Origin of the sequence: Collinsella sp. TF11-5AC, from assembly GCF_003436775.1 — a bacterium.
Taxonomy (GTDB): Bacteria; Actinomycetota; Coriobacteriia; order Coriobacteriales; family Coriobacteriaceae; genus Collinsella.
This window is the reverse complement of record NZ_QSQO01000001.1, coordinates 176,363-201,795: the sequence shown is the minus strand read 5'-3', so window position 1 is coordinate 201,795 and position 25,433 is coordinate 176,363. Positions and strand designations below refer to the sequence as shown.

The window sequence follows — 25,433 nt, the reverse complement described above, 5'->3', positions numbered from 1 at the left end:
TTGCAGATGCTGTTTGATCAGGTGACGGTTATCGGTGGCGGTCTGGCGGGATCGGAATGTGCGATTCAGCTGGCAGATCGCGGGTTCGCCGTAAAGCTGTGCGAGATGCGCCCGCAAGTAAGCTCTCCTGCCCACCATACCGATCACTTGGCGGAGCTCGTCTGCTCCAATTCGTTTAAGTCGACCCGCCCCGATTCCGCCGCCGGTCTGCTGAAGGCCGAGCTCGAGCGCATGGGCTCGGTGCTGCTCGACTGCGCTCATCGCGCCGCCGTTCCCGCTGGCGGCGCCCTGGCGGTCGACCGTGTTACATTCTCCGAGCTCGTCGAGGCCGAGGTTGCCGCCCGCCCCAATATCGAGGTCGTCCACGGTGAGGTCACCCAGATTCCCGAGGGCCATGTGGTTATCGCCGCGGGCCCCTTGTGCTCGCCGGCATTGAGCGAGGAGGTCATGAAGCTTGTCGGTGGTGACGCCCTGGCGTTCTTTGACGCGGCCGCCCCGATTGTCGATGCCTCGACGCTCGATATGGACGTGCTGTTCTCGCAGTCGCGCTACGAGGAGCAGGGGAGTGGCGACTATCTCAATGCCCCGCTCAACAAGGAAGAGTACGAGGCCTTTATCGAGGCGCTTACCACGGCCGATCGCGTGGTGCTCAAGGATTTTGAGGGCGGGGACCTGTTTCAGGCCTGCCAGCCTGCCGAGGAGGTTGCGCGCACGGGCAAGGATGCCATCCGTTTTGGTGCCATGAAGCCCGTCGGGCTCACCGACCCGCGCACCGGTCGCCGTCCCTGGGCGGCGATCCAGCTGCGCGCCGAGAACAAGGAGAAGACGGCCTATAACCTGGTTGGCTTCCAGACCAACCTGACCTTCGGCGAACAGAAGCGCGTCTTTCGTATGGTTCCCGGACTGGAGAACGCCGAGTTCTTCCGCTACGGCGTCATGCACCGCAACACCTTTGTCGATGCGCCGCACGTGCTCGATGGCACCTTTGCCGTGCCCGGCACGAGCGTGCGCCTGGCCGGTCAGATTACCGGCACCGAGGGGTACATGGAAGCCGTGGCGACGGGTCTGCTCGCCGCGCTCAACACCTATGCCGAGGCTGTCGAGGCTGCTCCCGTCGAGCTGCCGCGCGTGGGCGCCCTGGGCGCGCTCGTGGGGTATGCGACCGACCCGGCTACGGTGGGCTACCAGCCCATGCACGTCAACTTTGGCCTCGTGCCGCCGCTCGAGGACGGTAAGCGTCGCAGCAAGCGCGATCGTTACCAGGCCTACGCGGACCGGGCCCTTAAGGCCCTGGATGCCTATCTGGAAACGCGCTCCGATCTGTTTGGAGGCGAGAGGTCATAACTTTTGACCTGTACGATGCCGTCGACTCGTTTATCACCTATATCGCACGTGTCGAAGGGCTCGCTCCCAATACAGTAACAGCCTACGCTTCGCGGCTCGAGCGCTTCGCCGCGTGGTGCGAACGTGAGGACGTCGACGCTCGCGCCGCCGACGTACGGACCGTTCGTTCCTATTTGGCCGAGCTGTCGCGTGGCCAAGTGGCGGCTCGGACCCTTGCGGCACACCTGTCTGCCATTCGCTCGCTCTATCGGTGGATGGCTGCCGAGGAAATCGTTGAGGGCGATGCGGTCTCGGCGATATCCTCTCCCAAACTGCCGCGCGATCTTCCCGGTGTGCTGACGACCCGGCAAGTCGAGTCATTGCTCAAGACCCCCGATACCTCGGCGCCTGCGGGGCTGCGCGATGCGGCGATGCTCGAGCTACTTTATGCCTCCGGCGCGCGAATCTCGGAGCTCGCGGCGCTCAACGTGGAGTCCATTGCTTGGTCCGAGCGAACGCTGCGACTTTGGGGCAAGGGGAGCAAAGAGCGTATCGTACCCTTGTATCGGCGCGCTCTCGAGGCGACTCGTCACTATATTGAGGAGGGGAGGCCACAGCTCCTTGCACAGGCAAAGCGCGGCGACGGCGTGAACGGCGTGCATCCGCTGTTTATCTCGGCGCGCGGAAACCGTATGAGTGCCGCCATGCTCAGGCGGCGGTTTCATATGCTGGCGACGCTCGCCGGCATTCCGGCCGACATCGCCCCGCATGCGATGCGCCATACCTTTGCGACCGACTTGCTCGAGGGCGGCGCGGACCTGCGCTCGGTTCAAGAGCTGCTAGGTCATGCGAGCCTGTCCACGACGCAGATCTACACGCATCTCACACCCGATCGGCTTAAGCGGGCTGTGGCTCAAGCCCATCCCCGCGGCGAATAGTGGCTGGGACGTCCCGCGCCGCGCTCAGGTGTGTGGTTTTGATTGCGGGTTGGCAGGAAGATGCATTCCTGCTATCATTCGTCGGGTTGCTTCACGGCAACAGGTTTTTATCACGCACGCGCGGCTACTTCATACCGTGGTGCCCGGGCTTTGGTAGCACATGTCCGGGTTGGTTTTGGAGGATGACCCCGCGCGGAGGCAAACCACAGGAGGTTTAACATGGCTACCAAGATTAATATCCGCACCCTGCTCGAGGCCGGCTGCCACTTCGGTCACCAGACCCGTCGCTGGAACCCCAAGATGAAGCCGTTCATCTTCGGTGAGCGCAACGGCATCTACATCCTCGACCTCAAGCAGACCATCCTCGACGCCGACCAGGCCTACACCTTCGTCAAGAACGTCGCCAAGGGCGGCAACGTGCTGTTCGTCGGCACCAAGAAGCAGGCTCAGGAGGCCGTCAAGAACGCTGCTGAGCGCGCTAATATGCCCTACATCAACCAGCGTTGGCTCGGCGGTATGCTGACCAACTTCGTCACCATCCGCTCCCGCATCAACCGCATGGAGGAGCTCGAGGCCATGGTCGAGGACGGCCGCATGGCAGTGCTCCCCAAGAAGGAGCAGGCTGTGCTCGGCAAGGAGCTCACCAAGCTCCAGACCAACCTCGGTGGCGCCCGCGACATGAAGGGTCTGCCCCAGGCTCTCTTCGTCATCGACACTAAGCGCGAGGAGAACGCCATCAAGGAGGCTCAGCGCCTGAACATCCCCGTCGTCGCTCTGATCGACACCAACTCCGATCCCGACGAGGTCGAGTACGGCATCCCCTGCAACGATGACGCTATCTCCGCTGTCACCCTTATGTGCGAGCTCATGGCTGACGCCTGCCTCGCTGGCTCCGGTAAGGAGCAGGTCTCCGAGGCCGAGATGGCCGCTGAGCCCAAGGCCGAGTAAATCAGTCTTAGTTAATTCTTTTTCATCTCTTTGAAAGGAACCACAATGGCCCAGATTACCGCCGCTATGGTCAAGCAGCTCCGCGAGATGACCGACTCCCCGATGATGGAGTGCAAGAAGGCTCTCGTCGAGGCTGACGGCGACATGGACGCCGCTGTCGACGTTCTGCGTAAGAACGGCCTTGCCAAGGCTGCCAAGAAGGCTGGCCGTGAGACCAACGAGGGCGCTGTCGCCGCATTCGTCTCCGAGGATGGCAAGACCGGCGCTCTGCTCGAGCTCTCCTGCGAGACCGACTTCGTTGGCTCCAACGCCAAGTTCACCGGCTTTGCTTCTAAGGTCGCTGAGGTTGTCGCTACCACCGAGCCTGCTGACGTCGACGCTCTGCTCGAGAAGCCGATGGGCGAGGAGACCGTTTCCTCCGAGCTCACCGAGATGATTCACATCATGGGCGAGAACATGAAGATCTCCCGCTTCGCTGCCCGCAAGGCCGAGAACGGCGCGCTCGCTTCTTACATCCACATGGGTGGTAAGATCGGCGTCCTCGTCGAGTTCGCCTTCGAGAAGGCCGAGACCGCTCAGGCTGAGTCCTTCAAGACCTTCGCTCACGACGTTGCCCTTCAGGTTGCCGCCGTCGCCCCGATCTGCGCTACCCGCGATCAGGTTCCGGCCGAGACCGTCGAGCACGAGAAGCAGATCTACATGGCCCAGGCTGCCGAGTCCGGCAAGCCCGAGGCTATCCAGGAGAAGATGGCTGTTGGCCGTCTGGAGAAGTTCTACAAGCAGTCCGTGCTCACCGAGCAGGAGTTCATCAAGGACAGCTCCCTCACCATCAAGAAGTACGCTGAGCAGGTCTCCAAGGAGCTCGGCGACACCATTACCGTCGTTGCCTTTGACCGTCTGGTCCGTGGCGAGTAAATAAGCTCTTGTAGCTGGTAATGAGCAGGCTGTGGGTTTTACTCACAGCCTGCTTTTTCATGGCTCTTATCAGAGCCTTTGATATCATATTGAGAGTCTAATTAAAGGAGGATCGCTTTGTCCGACATCCGATATAAACGAGTGCTTCTTAAGCTTTCCGGCGAAGCGCTGATGGGCGACGGCCAATATGGCATCGACCCCAAGGTTACCGATCATCTTGCCAAGCAGGTCAAGGAGCTGCTCGCCGTTGGCCATGAGGTCGGCGTCGTTGTCGGCGGCGGCAATATTTTCCGCGGCATGGCAGGCGCTGCCGGTGGCATGGAGCGTGCTCAGGCCGACTACATGGGCATGCTGGCAACCGTTATGAACGCGCTCGCTCTGCAGGATGCCTTCGAGCATAACGATGTTCCCTGCCGCGTGATGAGCGCTATCCAGATGAACGAGATCTGCGAGCCCTATATTCGCCGTCGCGCCATCAACCACCTTTCCAAGGGCAACGTCGTTATTTTTGCCGCCGGTTCGGGCAATCCGTACTTTACGACCGACACCGCCGCGGCTCTTCGTGCGTGCGAGATCGGCGCCGAGATTCTGATTAAAGCCACCAAGGTTGACGGCATCTACGACAAGGATCCCGTCAAGTGCGCCGATGCCGTCCGTTTTGACAAGATTACCTATCACGAGGTTCTCGTTCGCGGCCTGCAGGTTATGGATTCCACGGCTACGGCTCTGTGCCAGGATAACCGTATGCCGATTTTGGTCCTCAACATCGATGGCGAGGACACCGTCAAGCGCGCGCTTTCGGGTGAGCCCGTCGGCACGCTCGTCTATCAGGAGGATTAAGCATGGCAGAGAACATCACCGCCCATATGGACAAGTCGCTCGAGTCCCTCAAGCATAACTTCTCCAAGGTTCGTACCGGCCGCGCCAATGCCAACATTCTGTCCGACATCACCGTTGATTATTACGGTGTTCCCACGCCGGTCACGCAGGTTGCCGCCGTCAAGACCCCCGAGGCCCACATGCTGCTCATCGAGCCGTGGGACAAGGCGCTCATCAATGCTATCGTCAAGGCCATCGGCGCTTCCAATCTGGGTATTACCCCCAACTCTGATGGCACCGTCGTTCGTCTGCCGTTCCCGGCGCCCACTGAGGAGCGCCGTCGCGAACTCGTCAAGGAGTGCCGCGAGTACGCCGAGCAGGCCAAGGTATCTATCCGTAACATCCGTCGCGACTTCAACAATAAGCTTGAGCGCGATGAGGAGCTCACCGAGGACGATGTCCGTCGCGAGCAGGCCAAGGTCCAGAAGCACACCGATGAGTATGTCGCCAAGGTCGAGGAGCTTCTGAAGGAAAAAGAAGCCGAGGTCATGGAGATCTAAGGTGCAATACGACGAGCATAAACTGGTCGAGTACTTTGCCGACGCCCCTGCGGGCGTCGGTTTTTCCGACCTTGACCTCAATAACATTCCGCACCATATCTCGTGCATCATGGACGGCAACGGTCGTTGGGCCACGTCGCGCGGTCTTGCACGCACCGAGGGTCATAAGGCAGGTATCCTCTCGCTGCGCGAGATCATTACCGCCTGCGTGCGCCTGGGCGTCGACGTGCTTTCTGCCTATGCGTTTTCTACCGAAAACTGGAACCGTCCGCAGCATGAGGTCAACGTCTTGATGCATCTGTTTGCCAAGACGTTTAATGACGAGCTGCCGCTTCTTAAGCGCGAAAATGTGCGTGTTGTCTTTTTGGGCGACATTTCCGCGCTGCCCAAGAAGACCCGCGACGTTTTTGAACGCGGTCTTGCCGAGTGCGCCGATCACACCGGTATGACGCTGGCGCTTGCCGTCAACTACGGCGCGCGTGCCGAGATTACCCGCGCTGTCCGTCAGATTGCACTCGACGCTGCCGCCGGTAAGATCGATCCTGCCGCAATTGATGACGACATGGTGGCTTCCCACCTCTATACCGCCGGCCTTCCCGATCCTGAGCTTGTGATTCGCACCTCAGGTGAGCTGCGCCTTTCGAACTATCTGTTGTGGCAGGTGGCTTATTCCGAATTCTACGTCACCGATACCTATTGGCCCGACTTTGATCGTTGGGGCCTTGTCGACGCCATTTTGGCCTATCAGGGCCGTGACCGTAGGTTTGGTGGACTGAGCAAGACCGAGGAGGCTTAATCGTGTCCGATCGTCCCAAGGCATCTGCTCCCAAGACGCCTGTGCGCAAAGCTGCCACTGCGGGAGCGCCTGCAGCGAAGAGCGGCACCGGTTCGTGGCTGGCGGGCTTTATTACCCGTGCCGCCGCCGGTATCGTCTACGCCGTTGTCTTTATCCTGTGCCTGGTTTTGGGTATCGTGCCCACGGCCATCTTTGTTTCTGTCATGAGCGGTCTGTGCTGCTATGAGTTTTTCCGTATGACAAGGCTCGATGGCAAGATGGCTAACGAGCGCATGGGTATCGCTGCCGCCGTACTCTTTCCGCTGTCGGCGTTGGGCGATTCGATGTTGCTGAATGCCCTGCTTTTTGCCTTGATGCTCGCTGTGGGCATTTGGTATGTCTGGTCGCCGCGTACCCGCATCTCTGATGTGGCCGTGACGCTCATGGGTCCCATCTACACTGGCTTTATGCTGTCGGCTATCGTGCTGCTGCGCGATGCCGTGCCCGGTTTTGCCGGCGCCCTGCTTTCAGTGGGCGTTTGCGCGTCCCTTTGGGTCTCCGATTCGTTTGCCTACATCGTGGGCAGCCGTATCGGCAAGCACAAGATGGTTCCCAAGATCTCTCCCAAAAAGAGCTGGGAGGGGTTTGCCGGCGGCATCTTGGGCTCGGTTTTGATTTGGCTCATCCTGTGGGCGACGCACTTCTACAAGCTCAGCCTGCCCTATGCGCTGCTGTGCGGCGTGGTCGTGTCCATTCTGGGCGTTATCGGCGACCTTATCGAGTCGCGCATCAAGCGCGGTGTGGGCGTCAAGGATTCCGGCAACCTTATCCCGGGCCACGGCGGCATGCTCGATCGTAGCGATTCGCTTATCTTCGGTTGCATCACCGCGCAGCTGTTGCTGATGATCGGAGGCGTGCTGTAATGTCCTTCCAGACGACGTATGGCCCCGATGGACGCCTTCGCGTTGCCATCCTGGGTTGTACGGGCTCTATCGGCACCCAGGCGCTCGATGTGTGCCGCCAGCATGCCGATCGCCTGCAGGTGACGGCGCTGTCCGTTAACTCCAGTACCTCCGAGCTCGTTGCCGCTGCCCGCGAGTTCTCGGTTCCGGCGGTTGCCGTGGCCGATGTCGATCATGGCGATGACGCCGTGCTGCAGGAGTTGCCCGAGGGAACGAAGCTCGGCGTTGGCGCGCAGGCGGTTTGCGAGCTCGCGCATCGCGACGATGTCGACTGCGTGCTTGTCGCTATTGTGGGCGCCGCCGGTCTCGAGGCGAGCCATGCGGCCTTGACCTCGAATAAGCGCCTTGCCCTTGCCAACAAGGAGTCCCTCGTCGTCGGTGGCGACTTGCTTATGCCGTTGGCACAACCGGGCCAGCTTATTCCGGTCGACTCTGAGCATTCCGCCATCTACCAGTGCTATCTGGGGGAGAACCCGCGCGAGGCCCACTGCATTTGGCTCACCTGCTCGGGCGGTCCGTTCTTTGGCCGCACGCGCGACGAGCTCGATCGCGTGACGCGTGCCGATGCCCTCGCGCATCCCACGTGGGCCATGGGTGCCAAGATTACCATTGACTCCGCCACCCTCATGAACAAGGGCCTGGAGCGCATTGAGGCCATGCATCTGTTTAACTGCGACCTCGATTTCATTAACGTGGTCGTGCAGCGTCAGTCCAAGATTCACTCTATGGTCGAGTTCGCCGACGGCTCCGTGATGGCGCATCTCGGTGCATCCGACATGCGTATTCCCATCCAGTTCGCGTTCTCGTATCCCGAGCGTTGGGATACTCCGGCGCCTCGTATCGATTTCCGCGAGCTGGGGCAGCTCACGTTTGATGCTGCCGACATGGATACCTTCCGCTGTCTGGCACTGGCCGAGCGTGCCGGCAAGACGGGTGGCACCATGCCGTGCGTGCTCAATGCCGCCAACGAGGTCGCCGTCGATGCCTTCCTGCACGATGGCTGCAGCTTTACCGATATCGATCGCATTGTGGAATCCTGCATGGACGCCCACGATATGCAGGTGGTCGATTCGTTTGAGCAGCTTCGCGACACCGATGCGTGGGCGCGTGAAAAGGCTGCGCAGGTGCTCGCCGCAACCCGTTCCTAACCCATAAGGATTGCTTTTTCGTTTTATGGATACTGTTCTGAGCGTTCTCTCATCGGTCTTTTGGGGCCTGCTGATGCTTTCCGTCCTCGTGTTTTTGCACGAGGGCGGCCACTTTTTGGCGGCGCGTGCCTGCGGCGTCCGTGTGACCGAGTTCTTTTTGGGTCTGCCGTGCCGCTTTGACATCCATTACACGTCGCGTCGCATTGGAACCAAGTTTGGCGTGACCCCGCTGCTGCTGGGTGGCTACGCTGCCATCTGCGGTATGGATCCGACCGACGTCTCGTGTGCCGATCGCGTGCTCGCGGCCATCTATCGCCACGGCCGGGTGACGGTGGCCGATCTTGCCGTCGAGCTCGAGCTGTCCGAGGAGGATGTGCTCGAGGCCTGTGCTTTGCTGTTGGGCTGGGGCTCTATCGCTCCCTGGTATGAGGAAGGGGAGAAGCCCTCGCCGAGCTACTATCCCACCAAATATCAGACGTTGCCGCGAGACACGGCAGGCTATACCACCTTTGATGGTCGCCGTTTCGATCGCGAACATGCGACTGCCGAGGGCGATGTGTGGGAGCTGCCGTTCGGCGAGGCCGAGTTCCTTGCGCAAGAGCGCTCGCACACCTATTTGGGCCAGGGCTTTGTCAAGCGTGCCTTTATGCTGCTTGCGGGCATTATCGTCAATATCCTGACGGGTTTTTTGCTCCTTATGAGCATCTATTCCATCGCAGGTGTCACTGTGCCGGTGGATACCAATGTGATTGGCCAGGTTGACGAAGGCTCGATTGCCGCCTCGGCGGGAATCGAGGGCGGCGACGCGATTCTTTCGGTCGACGGATTATCGTGCTCTACCTGGATGGACGTTTACGATGCCATCGGCAAGGCTGCCGGTAAGGACGATATCGCCATTGAGTACGAGCGTGACGGCAAGCAGCATTCGACCACGGTTGCGCTCAAAGAGGACGATCGCCTAGGTGTGTATGCCTCTACGCAGGTGGTCCGTTTAGACCCCATCACGTCGGCTCGCCTGTCGTTCTCCTATGTTGTGCAGACAGCGGAGGGCGTGATGCGCCTGCTCCAGCCGCAGCATACGATGGAGATTCTCGATCAGTCCTCTTCGATCGTGGGTATTAGCGTTATGTCCTCACAGGCTGCTGCTGCCGGCCCTGCCACGTTCCTTTCGTTTGCCGCCCTCATTTCATTCTCGCTTGGCTTTATGAACCTGCTGCCCATCCCGCCACTCGATGGCGGCAAGCTAGTCATCGAGATCATTCAGAAGATTGCGGGCCGCGAGCTTCCGCTCAAGGTCCAGACGATTGTGAGCTATGTGGGCATCGCGCTCTTTGCGCTGCTGTTTGTCTATATGCTTCGTTCCGACATCCTTCGATTTATTCTGTAGGGGAGTGTTTGGATTGTCTTTATCCCATCCTTTGCCTCGCGAGCTGACGCGCCCCGTGCATGTGGGCGGCGTGCAGATCGGTGGCGGCGCGCCGGTGGTGGTCCAATCTATGACCTGCACCGATACCGCTGATGCCCAGGCAACGCTTGCGCAAGTGTGCGCGTTGGCGCAGGCTGGCTGCGATATCGTGCGCGTGAGCGTGCCCTCCGAGGCCGCGCTTGAGGGCTTCCGCACCATCTGTGCCGAGTCTCCGGTGCCGATTGTCGCCGATATCCATTTTAACCATAAGCTCGCCATTGGTGCCGTTGAGGCCGGTGCCGCCAAGCTGCGCATCAATCCCGGCAATATCGGCGATTGGGCCAAGGTCGACGCGGTGATCGATGCTGCGGGTGCCTCGGGCTGTGCGATTCGCATTGGCGTGAACGCGGGCTCGCTTGAGCAAGATATTGCCGAGCGCGACGACCTCACGCAGCCCGAAAAGCTCGTGATGTCGAGCGAGCGCTTCGTCAAGCACTTTGAGGATCGCGGCTTTACGAACATTGTGCTTTCGGCCAAGGCCCATAGCGTGCAAACGACGCTCGATACCTATCGAGCCCTGTCACGTGAGATTTCCCACGTTCCGCTTCACCTGGGCGTGACGGAGGCGGGGACCAAGCTTCAGGGCACCATCAAGAGCTCTGTAGGCTTGGGTATCTTGCTTTCCGAAGGCATCGGCGACACCATGCGTGTGTCGCTCACGGCCGATCCGGTTGAGGAGCCGCCGGTCGCCTGGGGAATTCTACAGTCGCTGGGCCTGCGTCGCCGTGGTCCCGAGATTGTCTCGTGCCCCACGTGCGCCCGCTGCCAGGTTAACCTCATTCCCATCGCCGAGGAGGTCACCGAGCGGCTTAAGAACTATTCCGCGCCGCTTTCGATTGCCGTCATGGGATGTGCCGTTAATGGCCCCGGTGAGGCTTCTGATGCCGACCTGGGCGTTGCTTGCGGACGTGGTCAGGCCTTGCTCTTTTCGCATGGCCAGATCATTGGTAAAGTAGCTGAGGACCAAATTGTCGACGCGCTTATGGCCGAGGTCGACAAGCTTATTGAGGAGAAGTAAATGACTCGAGCAATGTATATGTCTAAGCTCTATGCGCCGACGCTTAAAGAGGATCCGGCGGACGCTGAGCTCGCCAGCCACCGCCTGTTGCTCCGTGCCGGCATGATCCGCAAGGAGGCCGCCGGCCTGTATTCCTATCTGCCGCTTGCTTGGCGCTCGATCCGCAAGATTGAGAACATCGTGCGCGACGAGATGGACGCTGCCGGCGCCCAGGAGCTTATGATGCCCATCATGGTCGATGCCGAGCTGTGGCGTGAGTCCGGCCGTATCGATGCCTATGGCAAGGAGCTTGTGCGCTTTGATGACCGCCACGGCCGCGAGTTTGTGCTCGGACCCACGCACGAGGAGACCGTCACGGCCCTAGTGCGCAATGAGCTGCGCTCCTATAAGCAGCTGCCCGTCAACCTGTATCACATTCAGGACAAGTTCCGCGACGAGTTCCGCCCTCGCTTTGGCCTGATGCGCGGTCGCGAGTTCATCATGAAGGACGCCTACAGCTTCTCCGCCACGCAGGAGAGTCTGCAGGAGGAGTACGACAAGATGAAGCAGGCCTATGCCAACATTTGCGAGCGCTGCTACATCAAGGCTCTGCCCGTTGTCGCCGACTCCGGCGAGATCGGTGGCGATACCTCCGTCGAGTACATGGCTTTGGCCGACGCCGGCGAGGCTTCGCTCGTCTACTGCGACGATTGCGGCTTTGCTGCCGATGACGAGGCCGCAAGCACCAAGGTCGTTGTGACCGAGGGTCCTGGCGACGGTACGCTTACCAAGGTCGAGACTCCGGGCATGGGCACCATCGAGGCCGTTGCAAAGTTCTTCGGCTTCCCCGAGAACGGCACGCGTAAGTCTCTGGCACTCATCGACGCCGAGGGCAAGCCCGTCGTGGCCATTGTTCCGGGCGACCACGAGCTCAACGATTGCAAGGCCGAGCATGTCTTTGGCAAGGGCTATCGCATGATGACTGATGAGGAGCTCCAGACCTACGGTCTGCATAAGGGCTTTATCGGACCGGTTAACCTGCCCGAGGGCATTCGCCTGGTGTGCGACGAGAGCCTGCGCGAGTCCAAGCAGTGGGCCTGCGGTGCCAACGAGGTCGATTATCACTTTACCGGTGCCTGCCCCGAGCGCGACTTTACCGTCGACGAGTGGGCCGACCTGGTAACCGTCGTTGCCGGCGATCCCTGCCCGCACTGCGGCAAGCCGCTCTCTGCTGCTCGCGGCATCGAGGTTTCGCAGGTCTTCCAGCTGGGTACCAAGTATTCCGAGGCCATGGGCGCCACCTTTATGGACGAGGACGGCAAGGAGAAGCCGCTTATCATGGGTTGCTACGGCGTGGGCGTGTCCCGCTCGCTTGCTGCCGTCGTGGAGCAGCACAACGACGAGCACGGTATCGTCTGGCCGGTTTCCGTTGCCCCGTACGAGGTCGCGGTGATTCCGCTCGATCCCAAGAAGGAGGAGTGCGCAACCGTCTGCGACCAAATCGTCGAGGGCTTGTGCGCCGAGGGTATCGAGGTCGTCGTCGACGACCGTGACGAGCGTCCCGGCTTTAAGTTTGCCGATAACGACCTTATGGGATTCCCGTATCAGGTGGTGCTTGGCAAGCGTGGCCTTAAGAATGGCACCGTTGAGCTCAAGGACCGTGCCACGGGCGAGCGCGAGGACGTGGCGATTGACGAGGTCGTCGCCAAGGTTGCCGAGCTTGTTAAGGCGGCCCGCCGTTAATCGACGTTTCTGCTATTAGATGTAATCGCGGGACTGCTCCGTATCTCTCTTAGGAAGAGATGCGGAGCAGTCTATTTTGTTGCGTGAATAAACTCGATGGGTAAAGGAAAACCCCACAGCCCATATGAGCTGCGGGGTTTTCTTGTGCCTCCGATGCGAAATAAATCGCTCAGATATTACTGATAATCGACGACGTCGATCCAGTTCTTCAGGAACTCATCGTTCACGTTGCGCTTACGAGCGAGCTCGGAAGCGGCGACGATGCTCGTCCACTGACGCACGACCTGCATGGGCATGTCGGCGCGGTCGCAGTAGAGCTCCAGGTAGGCCTCAGCCTGATCCTTGCTGTTGAGGGCGAAGAGCAGGTAGGTGGTGGCAACGTCGGCAGCAGGGGAGCCCTGGGTGGCGTGTGCCCAGTCGCACACATAGAGCTGGCCGTCGTCGCCGACGATGACGTTGGAGGGGTTGAAGTCGCCGTGGCAGACCTTGAACTCCTTGGTCATGCCGTCCAGACGCTCCTGAAGGTTGTAGCGCGTGGTGGCATTGAGCTGATCAAGGCTGTCGATCATGCGGGCGAACTTGTCGCGCTGACGGTTGAGCAGCGGGGAGGTGTAGCCGTGGATCTCGATCTGGAGGTCGACGAACATCTCGAGATACTCACCAAAGCGCTGGGGCTCGGCAGTCATCTTCTCGGCAAGGGTGGTGCCCGGAACCTTCTCGGTCACGAGCGCCCAGCCGTTGGCGTTCTCGAGCTGGGAAACCTCGAGAGCCTTGGGGCTGCGGATGCCGCACTCATTGATGCGGGCAAGATTCAAAGCCTCGTTGAACACGTCGGAGACAGGCTTGGTCTCGTTAAAGACCTTGACGATCTTGTCGCCCAGGTCGTAAACGACCTTGTTGCCACGGCGGACGAGCTCGGTCTTGGAATCGGGTAGCAGCATGGTTGCATCCTTTCAACGATGCGATAGAAGCGACGGCGGGGGTGTGTGAAACACCCGTGCACCCCCGCCGTTAAAAACCGTGCTAAAACTAGCAGACGGCGTAGTCCTGAGGCTCGCGGCCGTAGTAGGCGTCCAGGTAGAGCTCCTTGATCTCGCTCATGAGCGGGTAGCGCGGGTTTGCGCCGGTGCACTGGTCGTTGAATGCCTGCTCGGTCATCTCGTCGAGGGTGTCGAGGAAGTACTGCTCGTCAACACCGTAGTCGGCGATGGTCTTCTTGACGCCGATGAAGTCCTTGAGTTCCTCGAGCTTCGTGATGAAGTTCTCGAAGACCTCCTTGTCGTCCTTGCCCTCGATGCCGCAGTACTTGGCCATCTCGGCGTAGTTGTGCAGCGCGTTGGGGTAAGGATACTGGGAGAAGGTACCCATCTTGACGGGAGCCTCGGCGGCGTTGTAGCGCATAACGCGGGTCAGGATGACGGCGTTGGCGAGGCCGTGAGGCAGGTGATGGAAGGCGCCGAGCTTGTGAGCCATGGAGTGGTTGAGGCCCAGGAAGGCGTTGGCGAAGGCCATACCGGCCATGCAAGAGGCGTTGTGCATCTCCTCGCGGGCATGCGGGTCCTTGGCGCCGTTCGTGAAGCTGGAGGGCAGGTTCTCGAAGACGAGCTTAGCAGCGCGCTCGGAGAGGCCCTTGGTGTAGTCGGAAGCCATGATGGAGACGTAGGACTCGATGGCGTGGGTCATGACGTCGATGCCGGAGGCAGCGGTCAGGCCGCGCGGGGCGGTCATGCAGTTGTCGGCGTCGACGATAGCCATGTTGGGGAGCAGCGCGTAGTCGGCGAGCGGCCACTTGATGCCGGTCTCCTTGTCGGTGATGATGGCGAACGGCGTGCACTCGGAGCCGGTACCCGAAGAGGTCGGGACGGCGACGAAGTAGGCCTTCTTGCCCATCTCGGGGAAAGTGAAGATACGCTTGCGGATGTCCATGAAGTCCATGGCCATGTCCTCAAACTTGCACTCGGGGTGCTCGTACATCATCCACATGATCTTGCCGGCGTCCATAGCGGAGCCACCGCCGACGGCGATGATGACGTCCGGCTCAAAGAGAGCCATCTGCTTGGCGCCGCGACGTGCGCACTGCAGCGACGGATCGGGCTCGACGTCGTAGAAGCAGTCGTGGGCGATGCCCATCTCGTCGAGCTTGGCCTCGATGGCGCGGGTGTTGCCATTCTTGAAGAGGAACTGGTCGGTGACGATGAAGGCGCGCTTCTTGCCCATGACGGTACCGAGCTCGTCGAGAGCGACGGGCGTGGAACCCTTCTTGAAGTAGACCTTCTCGGGAGCGCGGAACCACAGCATGTTCTCACGGCGCTCGGCCACAGTCTTAACGTTGATCAAGTGCTTCACCCCAACGTTCTCGGAGACGGAGTTGCCGCCCCAGGAGCCGCAGCCCAGGGTCAGAGACGGCTTCATGCCAAAGTTGTACAGGTCACCGATGCCGCCGTGCGAGGACGGGGTGTTGATGACGATACGGCAGGCCTTCATGACGTGCTCGAACAGGCTGATCTTCTCGGCCTGGGCGGGGTGCACGTACAGAGAGGCGGTGTGGCCCGGGCCACCGGCGAGCACCAGGTGCTCGGCCTTGTCGACGGCCTCCTGGAAGTCCTTGGCGTGGTACATGGCCAGGACCGGGGAGAGCTTCTCGTGGGAGAACTCCTCCTTGGCGGGGTCGGTGGAGGTGACCTCGGCGATCAGGATCTTGGTCTTGGCGGGAACCTCGATGCCGGCGAGCTCGGCGATCTTGGCGGCAGCCATGCCGGGGATGCGGTGATCGAGGGCGCCGTTCTTGAACATGGCGGCACGCAGTGCCTCCATCTCGGCACCCTGCTTGACGAAGTAGCAGCCGCGCTTCTGGAACTCGGCCTTGACCTGGTCATAGATGGTGTCGATGACGGTCACGGACTGCTCGGAAGCGCAGATCATGCCGTTGTCGAAGGTCTTGGAGTGGATGATGGAGTTGACGGCGAGCAGCACGTCGGCGGTGTCGTCGATGACGACCGGGGTGTTACCGGCGCCAACGCCCAGGGCGGGCTTGCCCGAGGAGTAGGCGGCCTTGACCATGCCCGGGCCACCGGTGGCGAGGATGATGTCGACGTCGCGCATGACCATGTTGGTCAGCTCGATGGAGGGGACATCGACCCAGCCGATGATGCCCTCGGGGGCGCCGGCCTTGACGGCGGCGTCAAGCACGAGCTTAGCGGCGGCGATGGTGCACTTGGCGGCAGCCGGGTGCGGGGAGATGATGATGGCGTTGCGGGTCTTCAGGCTGATCAGCGTCTTGAAGATCGCGGTGGAGGTGGGGTTGGTCGTCGGGATGACGGCGCCCACGATGCCGATGGGCTCGGCGATCTTGGTGATGCCGTAAGCCTCGTCGCGCTCCAGAACGCCACAGGTCTTGGTGTTCTTGTAAGCGTTGTAGATGTACTCTGCGGCGTAGTGGTTCTTGATGACCTTGTCCTCAAGAACGCCGCGGCCGGTCTCCTCGATGGCCATCTTCGCCAACGGGATACGAGCCTTGTTGGCGGCCATGGCGGCCTCATAGAAGATCTTGTCGACCTGCTCCTGCGTGTACGTAGCAAAAAGCGCCTGGGCCTCTCGCATCTGAGCGAGCTTAGCCTCAAGCGCTTCTACGTTGTCCACAATTGCGGGAGTAGTGTTTTCCGGTGACTTTTTCACCATTTGTGTCTCCTTGCGATCGGAGATTTACCCTACGACTTGCATGATAGCAAGAAATTATTCGGCGAACGGCAAGATTCCCGTAAAAGGCATACTAAAACGCTTCAATCAAATGAACCGTTTCAACTTAATCCATCAGCCCAATGCATCGCCCCGCTCATTGGGGACAGACTTATATGAGTATTTCAATGGGAAAACGGGGAGAACGGGGCACCTGTTTGACAATCGCTATTTGCGGGTCGCGGTCGAGTCGGACACGCAGGCGGTCCAGTTGCTCGATTATATCCATCTCAATCCTGTGAAAGGCGCGCTCGACTCGCTCGATGCGTACCGCTGGTCAAGCTTCAAGGCATATCAGCTGGGCTATGATTCCTTTGACATCTGCAAACACTCATGTAAGTCTGTCCCCAATGAGTGCAAAAAGGCGCCCTCCGTGGGGGAGGACGCCTTTGGTAAGTTCTATATGAACGCGAGGTCTTTGACCCGGAGAGTCCGAGGTACTTGTTGGTAAGACCTTATTTAGGAGCGCGCAACCTTGCCGGACTTGAGGCAGGTGGAGCAAACGTTCATCTTGCGACGGTGACCATCGACGACGACGTAAACGCGCTGGATGTTGGGGCGGAACTTACGGTTGGTGACGCGGTGAGAGTGGCTGATGGAGCGACCGGCAACGGGGTGCTTACCGCAAACTTCGCAAACTTTGGACATAACTGACCCTCCTTGGGCGACAAACGAACATGTCGCGTTAACAAACAAGCCTGAACTATAGCACAGAAGCAGCTCCCTGTGCGTAATCTACACAGAGATATTCCTCTTTTGGCGATAGTGCTCACGCCACGGCCCTGGACGTAGATCCGATTTGCGTGCAGCAGAGGGGATTATGCCAGCTCGTGCGTGCGTTTTCAAGCTCGTCCCACAAATATATATAGGTTTATGGAGCGCCTGCGCCCGTTTACGGATTGTTCTGTATTTATGCTCGCAATTAAGCTCGAGGTTGGCTACACTATCCCTTGACCATTAAAGGGGTACGAGATACCCACATGGAATTACATAGCTGCCAAAGAGCAGCCCTTCCTGTGGGTGTCTGGTCCGCTTTAAGCGGTCGGGCATCTATTTTTTTGACTGTGTCAGCAGTCAAGACATGTGAGGAAGGAGATCGATGGGCACGACTTCCCCCAAGGCGGTCATCATGGACGAGACCGCCGTCAATCGAGCGATGACCCGCATCGCGCACGAGATTCTCGAGCGCAACGAGGGCTGTGAAGACCTCGCTCTGGTCGGCATCGTCACGCGCGGCGACCTTCTGGCAAAGAAGCTCGCCGAGGAGATCAAGGAGATCGAGGGCGTCGACGTTCCGCTCGGCAGCCTGGACATCAGCTTCTACCGCGATGACTATGCGACCAATTTCGCTCCCGCGATCCACGCTACCAACATTCCCTTCAGCGTCGACGGCAAGCGCGTCGTGCTGGTGGACGACATCCTGTATACGGGCCGTACTATCCGCGCCGCTCTGGACGCCGTTATGGACCTGGGCCGTCCGAGCCGCATCGAGCTGGCAGTTCTCGTTGACCGCGGTCACCGTGAGCTCCCCATCTCGCCGGACTTTGTCGGCAAGAACGTTCCCTCGTCGCATGAGGAGAACGTGCACCTATATATGAAGGAAGTAGACGGCCGCACCGCTGTCGAGATTAACGACGTCGCGCCGGGTTCCCACGTGGGCTCCGCGCCGCTGGGAGGTGAGTAGTACCGTGGCGTTCAACCATAAGCACCTGATCGACATTACCGAGTACTCCGAAGAGGACATCAAGCTCATCCTCGAGACCGCCAAGGCGTTCTGCGAGGTCAACGAGCGTGCGATCAAGAAGGTCCCCACGCTCAAGGGCAAGACCATCGTCAACATGTTCAACGAGCCCTCGACGCGCACCCGCAGCTCCTTCGAACTCGCCGAGAAGCGTCTTTCGGCCGACAGCCTCAACTTTGGCGGCTCCTCGACCTCCACGGTCAAGGGTGAGAGCCTCGTCGACACCGTCGAGACCCTCAACGCCTACAAGATCGACTGCATCGTCGTGCGCGATAAGCACGCCGGTGCTCCCTACATCGTCACGCAGAACTCGCCCGCGAGCGTTATCTGCGCCGGCGACGGCAAGCACAACCATCCCACGCAGGCCCTGCTCGACCTGTACACCATCTGGGAGCACAAGGGTGACTTCCACGGTCTGAAGGTCGCCGTCGTCGGCGATATCGCGCACTCCCGCGTCTGCGGCTCGCTGATCCCTGCCCTTAAGATTATGGGCTGCGAGACCTACGCCGTCGCCCCCGGCACGCTGCTGCCGCCGGCGCCCGAGGTTCTGGGCTGCGACCACGTGACGAGCGACCTCGATTCCGTCCTGCCCGAGCTGGACGTCGTCTATATGCTGCGCGTGCAGCAGGAGCGCCTCGAGGGTGCCCCGTTCCCGACCATTCGCGAGTACCACAAGCTCTTCGGTCTGACCAAGGACCGCGAGAAGCTCATGAAGCCCGACGCGATCATCTGTCACCCGGGCCCCATCAACCGCGGCGTCGAGTTCGACTCCTATATGGCCGACCACCCGCAACGCTCCGTCATCCTGGAGCAGGTCTACGCCGGTATCTGCGTGCGTATGGCTATCCTGTATCTGCTGCTTGGAGGTGCCGATAATGGCCTTGCTTCTTAAGAATGCCCACGTCGTCGACCCGTCCGTCGAGCTTGACGGTGTCGTTGACGTCCTGATTGACGGCGATAAGATCGCCGAGGTCGGCGAGAATCTCGCCGTCGAGGGAGCCGAGGTCCGCGACCTTTCCGGCAAGTACCTCGTCCCCGGCCTGGTGGATATGCACGTTCACCTTCGCGAGCCTGGCTACGAGGTCAAAGAGGACATCGAGAGCGGCACCCGCGCTGCTGCCAAGGGCGGCTTCACCGGCGTGTGCGCCATGCCCAACACCGACCCCGTTACCGATAACGGAACCGTCGTTGAGTTCGTCAAGTCCCGCGCTGCCGAGGTCGGCCACTGCCGCGTCTATCCTTCTGGTGCTATGACTCGCGGCCTTAAGGGCGAGGCTATGTCCGAGATGGGCGATATGGTCACCCACGGCGCCGTCGCCTTCACCGATGACGGTCGCGGCGTGCAGGGTGCGGGCATGCTCCGTCGCTGCATGGACTACGGCAAGATGTTCGGCAAGGTCTTTATGAGCCACTGCCAGGACGAGGATCTGGTCGGCCACGGCCAGATCAACGAGGGCAAGGTCTCGACCCGTCTGGCCCTCGAGGGTTGGCCGGCCGCCGGCGAGGAGCTTCAGATTGCCCGCGACATCGAGATTGCCAAGCTGACCGGTGCCAAGCTGCACATCCAGCACATCTCCACCGCTCATGGCCTGGAGCTCGTGCGTGCCGGTAAGGCTGCCGGTGTCCAGGTGACCTGCGAGGCCACCCCGCACCACATGTTCCTGACCGAGAACGACCTGGACGAGACCTACAACACCTCGCTCAAGGTCAATCCGCCGCTGCGCACCGACGAGGATGCCGAGGCCATCCGTCAGGGTGTCATCGACGGTACCGTCGACGCTATCGTTACCGACCACGCTCCCCACACCCCGTGGGAGAAGGCCCGCGAGTTCGAGCTCGCGCCCTTTGGAATGATTGGCCTCGAGACTTCGCTGTCGCTCGTGCTCACTGAGCTGGTCAACACGGGCAAGATGAGCGTGAGCCGCATGGTCGAGCTCATGGCCATCAAGCCGCGTGAGATTCTGGGCCTCGATCAGGTTCAGGTCAAGGCGGGCTCTGTCGCCGACCTGACCGTGTTCGACCCCTCCGCAACCTGGACGGTTGGCGAGGACGGTTACGAGTCGCGCGCCGAGAACTCCGGTTTTGCCGGCCGCACGCTCACCGGTCGTGCCACCGATGTATTTGTCGGTGGCAAGCAGACGCTCGCCGACGGCTGCATCTGCTAGCATAGCCTTATCGCTTTTGTGCGCGGCGCCCTTGCGGTGCCGCGCTTTCTGTTCGTTTAGACCATGCAACCGCATGGGGGATTGGAGCGTCTATGCCCACACCTTCCACTGCACGCATGCACGACTTCGAGGTCGTCTCGAACCGGGAGATCGCCGACGGCATCTTCTCGCTCGTCATCTCGGCCCCCAAGCTTGCAAGTGCGCTCAAGCCCGGTCAGTTTGTGAACATTGCCGTGCCCGGCGATGCCTCCTCGCTGCTTCGCGTGCCCCTGAGCTTCTATCGCGCCGACGCCGAGGCCGGCACCGTCGAGCTGTGGTACGCCGTCGTGGGCGACGATACCCGCCGTTTGTCCCAGATGGGCCCTGGCTCCACCTCTAACCTGTTGGGCCCCGGTGGCCGTGGCTGGATGGTACCCGAGGGCACCAGGAAGGCACTGCTCGTCGCCGGTGGCATCGGCGTTCCGCCTGTGCTGTGTCTTGCCGGCATGCTTGCCGAGCAGGGTGTTGATGTGGACGTGTGCCTGGGCTTTGGCACCGCTTCCAAAGTCGTGGGTGTCGATGAGTTCCGTGCGCTTGGCGCCACGGTTAACGTGTGCACCGACGACGGTTCGCTCGGCACGCACGGTTTTTGCACCGATCCGGCAGCCGAGCTGCTTGGAGAGGGCGGCTACGACTACGTCGCCAGCTGCGGCCCCGCCGTCATGATGAAGAAGGTCGCCGCCGCTGCCGCCGAGGCCGGTGTGTACTGCGAGGTGTCGCTCGAGCGCATGATGAGCTGTGGCTTTGGCGCCTGCAACACCTGCAATGTCGAGACGGTTGACGGTATGAAGGGTGCTTGTATGTGCGGCCCCGTGTTCGATGCTTCCAAGGTGGTGGTCTTCTAGTGGGTACCGTGAACATGGCCGTCGATTTCGGCGGCGTCAAGATGCAGAACCCCATTAACACCGCAGCCGGTACCTTTGGCTACGGTTGGCAGTTCCAGAACTTCTTTGATGTTTCCCAGCTGGGCGCCATCACTACCAAGGGTTGCGCTGCCGAGCCCTGGCCCGGCAATCCCGCGCCCCGCATGGCCGAAATTCCCGGCGGTATGATCAACTCCGTGGGTCTTCAGAACCCCGGCGTGGCTGCCTTTGCCCGTGAGTCCGGCCCGTGGCTCGAACAGCTGTCCAAGGACGGCTGCCAGGTCATCTGTCAGGTTGCCGGCCACTCCGTTGACGAGTTTGTCCGCGCGCTCGAGATGTATGTCGAGCTGTGCCCCTGGGCTGCCGGGTACGAGATCAACGTGAGCTGCCCTAATATCGCCGCCGGCGGTGCCGCCATGGGCTCCACGCCCGAGGGCGCCTCTTCCGTTATGGCTGCCTGCCGCAAGGTGACCGATAAGCCGCTGTTCGTAAAGATGGCTCCGGTTAATGTCGCCGAGATTGCCAAGGCTCTCGAGGCCGCCGGCGCCGACGGCCTTTCGGTCATCAATTCCATCCAGGGCATGGCCATTGACGTGCACACCCGCAAGTCCCGTGTTGCCAAGCCCAAGGGCGGCCTTTCGGGCCCGCTGTGCCACCACATCGCCGTTCGCATGGTCTGGGAGGTCGCTCAGGCCGTCGATATCCCCATCAACGGTGTCGGCGGTGTCATGACCGGCGAGGATGCGGCTGAGTTTATCCTGGCCGGCGCCACCTGCGTGTCGGTCGGCATGGCCAACTTCGTCGATCCGTGTGCTTCGCTTAAGATCGCGCATGAGCTCGAGGCCTGGGCCGAGTCCCAGGGCGTAAAGGACATCAACGAGCTGGTGGGTGCTTTCGAATGCTAGAGAATGATGCCCGCGACCGTGTTATCGTCGCCCTCGACTGCGACCGTGAGCGCGCGCTCGAGCTCGCCCACGAGCTTTCGGGCCATGCCGCCTGGCTCAAGGTCGGCATGACGCTCTATTACGCTGAGGGTCCCCAGATCGTCAAGACCTTTAAGGACCTTGGCTTTAAGGTCTTCCTCGACCTTAAGTTCCATGACATTCCGCATCAGGTGCGCGGCGCTGCCCGCTCGGCCTCGCTTGCTGGTGCCGACCTGCTTTCGGTCCACGGCCTGGGCTCGGGTGCTATGCTCGCTGCCTGCCGCGAGGGTGCCGAGGAGGCGCGTGAGGACCGCGCCAAGCTCGTCGCCATCACCGTGCTCACGAGCATGAATCAGGATGCCTTGAGCGAGATCGGCGTCGAGTCTCCCGTGGCCGAGGAGGCCGCCCGCTTGGCAAAGCTTGCTCAGGCCAATGGCATCGATGGCATCGTGTGCTCACCGATGGAGGCTCACGACATGCGTGAGCTGCTGGGTCCTGATGCCCTGATCGTGACTCCGGGTGTGCGTCCGGTGGGTGCCGCCCTTGGTGACCAGTCCCGCGTGGCGACGCCTTCCCAGGCTATCGAGCGTGGCGCAAGCCACATTGTGGTGGGCCGTCCCATCACCGGTGCCGACGATCCGGTTGCCGCCTTTGACGCCATCGTCGCCGAGCTGGTCGAAAACGTCGCGTAAAAGATTCCCCTAAGTCACCACTTTTGGGTCTCATTAGCACAAAATAGCCCCTGTGCCTGCGTAAACTTTCCCATCCTTTGTGTGGAATCGCAGGTCAGGGGCTTAACTTTGGGCGCAGTATATTGCACTTTTTGCGGGTATCGTCTAACCTATGGAGCCGCGATTAGGCATTTTGTACGTTCTACGTGCTAAAATGCCAATTATTGAATCAGATATAACCCAACTATTTGGAGGTACGAATGGCACTCCCTCAGCTTACCGACGAGCAGCGCAAGCAGGCTCTTGAGAAGGCTGCTGCCGCACGTCACGCCCGCGCTGAGCTTCGCGAGCAGATCAAGAAGGGCGAGAAGTCCCTCGAGTCCGTGCTCAACTCCGATGACCCCATCGCTTCCCGCATGAAGGTTTCCACCCTCATCGAGTCTCTCCCCGGTTATGGCAAGGCCAAGGCCGCCAAGATCATGGAGGAGCTCGGTATCTCCGCTACTCGTCGCGTCCAGGGCCTCGGCGTCCGTCAGCGCGAGCAGCTCCTCGAGCAGCTGACCAAATAAGTGAGCGCTCAGGATTCCAAGCTCTTTGTGATTTCTGGACCGTCAGGCGCAGGCAAGGGTACGCTCGTCACTCGTGTGCGCGAGCGCCGCTCGAACCTGGGTCTGACGGTTTCGGCTACCACGCGAGCACCACGCAAAGGTGAGGTCGACGGCGTCAACTACTTTTTTCTGACGCGCGAGGAGTTCGACCGCCGCGTGGCAAACGGTGAGTTTGTTGAGTGGGCCGAGGTCCACGGTAATTGCTACGGCACGTTGGTGAGCGAGGTCACATCCAAGCTCGCCTCGGGCTCGTCTCTGATTTTGGAGATCGATGTCCAGGGCGCCCTGCAGGTGAAGGAGCGTTTCCCCGAGGCCGTGCTGATCTTTATCAAGCCGCCTTCGCTTGAGGTGCTCCGCGAGCGTCTAGTCGGTCGCGGTACCGAGACGCCCGAGACGATTGAGCTGCGTATGGCAAACGCCGCCGATGAGCTTGCCCTTGCCGACCGCTACGACGACGTCGTGGTGAATGACGATCTCGACCGCGCGACCGATGAGCTCGTTCGCGTTCTCGATATGCATGAAAGGATCTGAGGTCCGTGTCCGTTGTAAAGCCTTGCATTGACGATCTTCTGGAGAAGACCGATCACAACCGCTTCCTGCTCGCTTCGCTTGCCTCCAAGCGCGCCTGCGACATCAATAGCATGCTGCGTGGCCAGCACAACCGCGTGCTTGCCGTCCAGGATGTCGATGACATCACCATCGGGCTTTCCGGTGCCGATACCATCTCGATGGCTATGGACGAGATTGTCGACGGTGACATCTCTTACGACGAGGCCCGTTACGAGAAGGCGCTCGGCCACAAGGTTGCTGAAGCCTAAATGGCGGCTCGCGTCTGCCTAGTCCACTATCACGAGGTTGGGCTGAAGGGCAAGAACCGCGCACATTTTGAGCATATCCTCATGGATAACATCAAGGCGGCCTTGGCCGCCTTTTCCGTGAATGCCGTGTCTCGAATTTCCGGTTATATCCTCGTGACCTTTAACGAGCATCAGGCCGACGAGGCGGCGCGTGTCATCCGCACCGTCCCCGGCGTTGCCCGTGTGTCTTTGGCGTATCACACCAACCGCGACCCGCAGGAGTACTGCGCCGCCGCTGTGAAGGCGCTGCGCGAGTTTGGTTCCTTTGATTCGTTTAAGGTGCACGCCAAGCGCTCCAATACTGACTATGAGCTCACCTCGATCGATATCAATCGTCAGGTGGGCGAGGTGCTATGTGAGGCCTTTCCCGATAAAAAGGTTCAAATGCACGACCCCGATGCGATGGTGCACGTACTGGTGGTCCAGGGTAGCGTTTATGTGTACGCGCACTCCGAGCGCGGCGTGGGCGGTCTGCCGGTGGGTTCTGCCGGCAAGGTCGTGACGCTGCTGTCGTCGGGTATCGATTCTCCGGTGGCGACTTGGATGCTCGCGCGTCGCGGCGCGGTCTGCGTGCCGGTGCATTTTTCCGGTCGTCCGCAGACGCCCGATACGAGCGAGTATTTGGTGCAGGATATCATCCGTGCGCTTGAACCGGGTGTCCAGATCGGCCGCCTGTACGTGGTGCCGTTTGGCGACTGCCAGCGTGAGATTTCGGTCACCTGCCCCAGCAACCTGCGTGTGATCATGTATCGTCGCATTATGTATTCGGTTGCCGAGCGCATTGCGCACATCGAGGGTGCCAAGGCCATCGTTACGGGCGAATCGCTTGGGCAGGTTGCCTCCCAAACGCTTGAGAACATCATGGCCGTCAACGAGGCCGTGAAGATCCCCGTGTTCCGTCCTCTCATCGGTTCGGACAAGCAGGAGATCATCGCGCGCGCCGAGGAGATCGGTACGTTCGATATCTCGACTGAGGCCGCTCCCGACTGCTGCACGCTGTTTATGCCGCGCCGTCCCGAGACGCACGCTAAACTCGATGCCGTGCATGAGGCCTGGGAACTGTTCGACCACGAGGAGATGATTGAGCGCCTGCTCAAGCAGACCGAGTACATCGACTTCGAGAGCAACACATATAAGGCCCCTAAGACCTTAAAACGCAAACATTCGGAGCTTGCTCCGCGTGAGATTTACCAAGATCACGAGTAAATTTGTGCATAGACCGACGATGCGCCTGCATC

25 protein-coding genes are annotated in these 25,433 nt (G+C 60.6%); 22 read left to right on the top strand and 3 right to left on the bottom strand.

What is annotated here, in order from left to right:
* Positions 1 to 6 precede the first annotated feature (6 nt).
* From trmFO to DXD16_RS00930, 12 genes are all read left to right on the top strand, one after another.
* Positions 7 to 1,344 carry a methylenetetrahydrofolate--tRNA-(uracil(54)-C(5))-methyltransferase (FADH(2)-oxidizing) TrmFO gene (trmFO, locus tag DXD16_RS00985; RefSeq protein WP_117654822.1) on the top strand — a complete coding sequence of 446 codons (1,338 nt, stop codon included), beginning with the start codon at positions 7 to 9 and terminating at the stop codon, positions 1,342 to 1,344.
* Positions 1,341 to 2,261: a tyrosine recombinase XerC gene (locus tag DXD16_RS00980; protein ID WP_117654821.1), complete on the top strand. Its 921-nt coding sequence runs from the start codon at positions 1,341 to 1,343 to the stop codon at positions 2,259 to 2,261. Before trmFO ends, DXD16_RS00980 begins: the two co-directional genes overlap by 4 nt.
* Positions 2,262 to 2,480: 219 nt before the next feature.
* Entirely contained in the window at positions 2,481 to 3,209 is a 729-nt protein-coding gene (rpsB, locus tag DXD16_RS00975) for a 30S ribosomal protein S2 (protein WP_006236109.1), read from the top strand.
* Between the two features lie 45 nt (positions 3,210 to 3,254).
* A complete protein-coding gene (tsf, locus tag DXD16_RS00970) occupies positions 3,255 to 4,124 on the top strand; it encodes a translation elongation factor Ts (RefSeq protein WP_022094736.1) in 870 nt (289 codons plus the stop codon).
* Between the two features lie 117 nt (positions 4,125 to 4,241).
* Positions 4,242 to 4,964 carry a UMP kinase gene (gene pyrH, locus DXD16_RS00965; RefSeq protein WP_035138557.1) on the top strand — a complete coding sequence of 241 codons (723 nt, stop codon included), beginning with the start codon at positions 4,242 to 4,244 and terminating at the stop codon, positions 4,962 to 4,964.
* 2 nt (positions 4,965 to 4,966) lie between these two features.
* A complete protein-coding gene (gene frr, locus DXD16_RS00960; protein ID WP_117654820.1) occupies positions 4,967 to 5,503 on the top strand; it encodes a ribosome recycling factor in 537 nt (178 codons plus the stop codon).
* A 1-nt stretch (position 5,504) separates the two neighbouring features.
* Positions 5,505 to 6,299: an isoprenyl transferase gene (locus DXD16_RS00955; protein WP_117654819.1), complete on the top strand. Its 795-nt coding sequence runs from the start codon at positions 5,505 to 5,507 to the stop codon at positions 6,297 to 6,299.
* Positions 6,300 to 6,301: 2 nt separating this feature from the next.
* Positions 6,302 to 7,201 carry a phosphatidate cytidylyltransferase gene (locus DXD16_RS00950; protein WP_231500749.1) on the top strand — a complete coding sequence of 300 codons (900 nt, stop codon included), beginning with the start codon at positions 6,302 to 6,304 and terminating at the stop codon, positions 7,199 to 7,201.
* Positions 7,201 to 8,388: a 1-deoxy-D-xylulose-5-phosphate reductoisomerase gene (dxr, locus tag DXD16_RS00945; protein WP_117654818.1), complete on the top strand. Its 1,188-nt coding sequence runs from the start codon at positions 7,201 to 7,203 to the stop codon at positions 8,386 to 8,388. The genes DXD16_RS00950 and dxr overlap by 1 nt, the downstream gene beginning before the upstream one ends.
* Before the next feature lie 25 nt (positions 8,389 to 8,413).
* Positions 8,414 to 9,775 carry an RIP metalloprotease gene (locus DXD16_RS00940; RefSeq protein WP_117654817.1) on the top strand — a complete coding sequence of 454 codons (1,362 nt, stop codon included), beginning with the start codon at positions 8,414 to 8,416 and terminating at the stop codon, positions 9,773 to 9,775.
* A gap of 13 nt (positions 9,776 to 9,788) precedes the next feature.
* Complete coding sequence (gene ispG, locus DXD16_RS00935; protein WP_117654816.1) at positions 9,789 to 10,871, top strand: flavodoxin-dependent (E)-4-hydroxy-3-methylbut-2-enyl-diphosphate synthase; 1,083 nt, start codon at positions 9,789 to 9,791, stop codon at positions 10,869 to 10,871.
* Positions 10,872 to 12,593 carry a proline--tRNA ligase gene (locus DXD16_RS00930; RefSeq protein ID WP_233502546.1) on the top strand — a complete coding sequence of 574 codons (1,722 nt, stop codon included), beginning with the start codon at positions 10,872 to 10,874 and terminating at the stop codon, positions 12,591 to 12,593.
* 176 nt (positions 12,594 to 12,769) lie between these two features.
* Here DXD16_RS00930 and DXD16_RS00925 read toward each other — a convergent pair whose 3' ends face one another.
* The 3 genes from DXD16_RS00925 to rpmB form a co-directional block, all read right to left on the bottom strand.
* Complete coding sequence (locus tag DXD16_RS00925; RefSeq protein WP_006236119.1) at positions 12,770 to 13,534, bottom strand: aminoglycoside phosphotransferase family protein; 765 nt, start codon at positions 13,532 to 13,534, stop codon at positions 12,770 to 12,772.
* Between the two features lie 88 nt (positions 13,535 to 13,622).
* Complete coding sequence (adhE, locus tag DXD16_RS00920; protein WP_055250041.1) at positions 13,623 to 16,271, bottom strand: bifunctional acetaldehyde-CoA/alcohol dehydrogenase; 2,649 nt, start codon at positions 16,269 to 16,271, stop codon at positions 13,623 to 13,625.
* Between the two features lie 516 nt (positions 16,272 to 16,787).
* Positions 16,788 to 16,976, bottom strand: a complete 189-nt coding sequence (rpmB, locus tag DXD16_RS00910) for a 50S ribosomal protein L28 (protein WP_022094725.1) — start codon at positions 16,974 to 16,976, stop codon at positions 16,788 to 16,790.
* A gap of 451 nt (positions 16,977 to 17,427) precedes the next feature.
* On the opposite strand from rpmB, the gene pyrR reads away from it, so the two are divergent.
* The 10 genes from pyrR (at position 17,428) to thiI (ending at position 25,401) form a co-directional block, all read left to right on the top strand.
* Positions 17,428 to 18,012, top strand: a complete 585-nt coding sequence (gene pyrR, locus DXD16_RS00905; protein ID WP_117654814.1) for a bifunctional pyr operon transcriptional regulator/uracil phosphoribosyltransferase PyrR — start codon at positions 17,428 to 17,430, stop codon at positions 18,010 to 18,012.
* Between the two features lie 4 nt (positions 18,013 to 18,016).
* Complete coding sequence (locus DXD16_RS00900; RefSeq protein WP_117654813.1) at positions 18,017 to 18,961, top strand: aspartate carbamoyltransferase catalytic subunit; 945 nt, start codon at positions 18,017 to 18,019, stop codon at positions 18,959 to 18,961.
* Complete coding sequence (locus tag DXD16_RS00895) at positions 18,945 to 20,234, top strand: dihydroorotase (protein WP_117635262.1); 1,290 nt, start codon at positions 18,945 to 18,947, stop codon at positions 20,232 to 20,234. The genes DXD16_RS00900 and DXD16_RS00895 overlap by 17 nt, the downstream gene beginning before the upstream one ends.
* A 116-nt stretch (positions 20,235 to 20,350) precedes the next feature.
* Positions 20,351 to 21,118, top strand: a complete 768-nt coding sequence (locus tag DXD16_RS00890; RefSeq protein ID WP_117564270.1) for a dihydroorotate dehydrogenase electron transfer subunit — start codon at positions 20,351 to 20,353, stop codon at positions 21,116 to 21,118.
* Between the two features lie 14 nt (positions 21,119 to 21,132).
* Positions 21,133 to 22,041: a dihydroorotate dehydrogenase gene (locus DXD16_RS00885; protein ID WP_006236128.1), complete on the top strand. Its 909-nt coding sequence runs from the start codon at positions 21,133 to 21,135 to the stop codon at positions 22,039 to 22,041.
* Positions 22,035 to 22,751, top strand: coding sequence for an orotidine-5'-phosphate decarboxylase (gene pyrF, locus DXD16_RS00880; RefSeq protein WP_117564271.1), 717 nt, complete (start codon positions 22,035 to 22,037; stop codon positions 22,749 to 22,751). Before DXD16_RS00885 ends, pyrF begins: the two co-directional genes overlap by 7 nt.
* A 239-nt stretch (positions 22,752 to 22,990) precedes the next feature.
* A complete protein-coding gene (gene mihF / locus DXD16_RS00875; protein WP_006236130.1) occupies positions 22,991 to 23,299 on the top strand; it encodes an integration host factor, actinobacterial type in 309 nt (102 codons plus the stop codon).
* Positions 23,300 to 23,869, top strand: a complete 570-nt coding sequence (gene gmk / locus DXD16_RS00870) for a guanylate kinase (RefSeq protein ID WP_099431806.1) — start codon at positions 23,300 to 23,302, stop codon at positions 23,867 to 23,869.
* A gap of 5 nt (positions 23,870 to 23,874) precedes the next feature.
* Positions 23,875 to 24,156 (top strand): DNA-directed RNA polymerase subunit omega, encoded by a 282-nt coding sequence (locus tag DXD16_RS00865; RefSeq protein WP_035138532.1) that lies wholly within the window; start codon positions 23,875 to 23,877, stop codon positions 24,154 to 24,156.
* On the top strand, positions 24,157 to 25,401 hold the full coding sequence (gene thiI, locus DXD16_RS00860; protein WP_117654812.1) for a tRNA uracil 4-sulfurtransferase ThiI: 1,245 nt from the start codon (positions 24,157 to 24,159) through the stop codon (positions 25,399 to 25,401).
* The last annotated feature ends 32 nt before the right edge of the window (positions 25,402 to 25,433 follow it).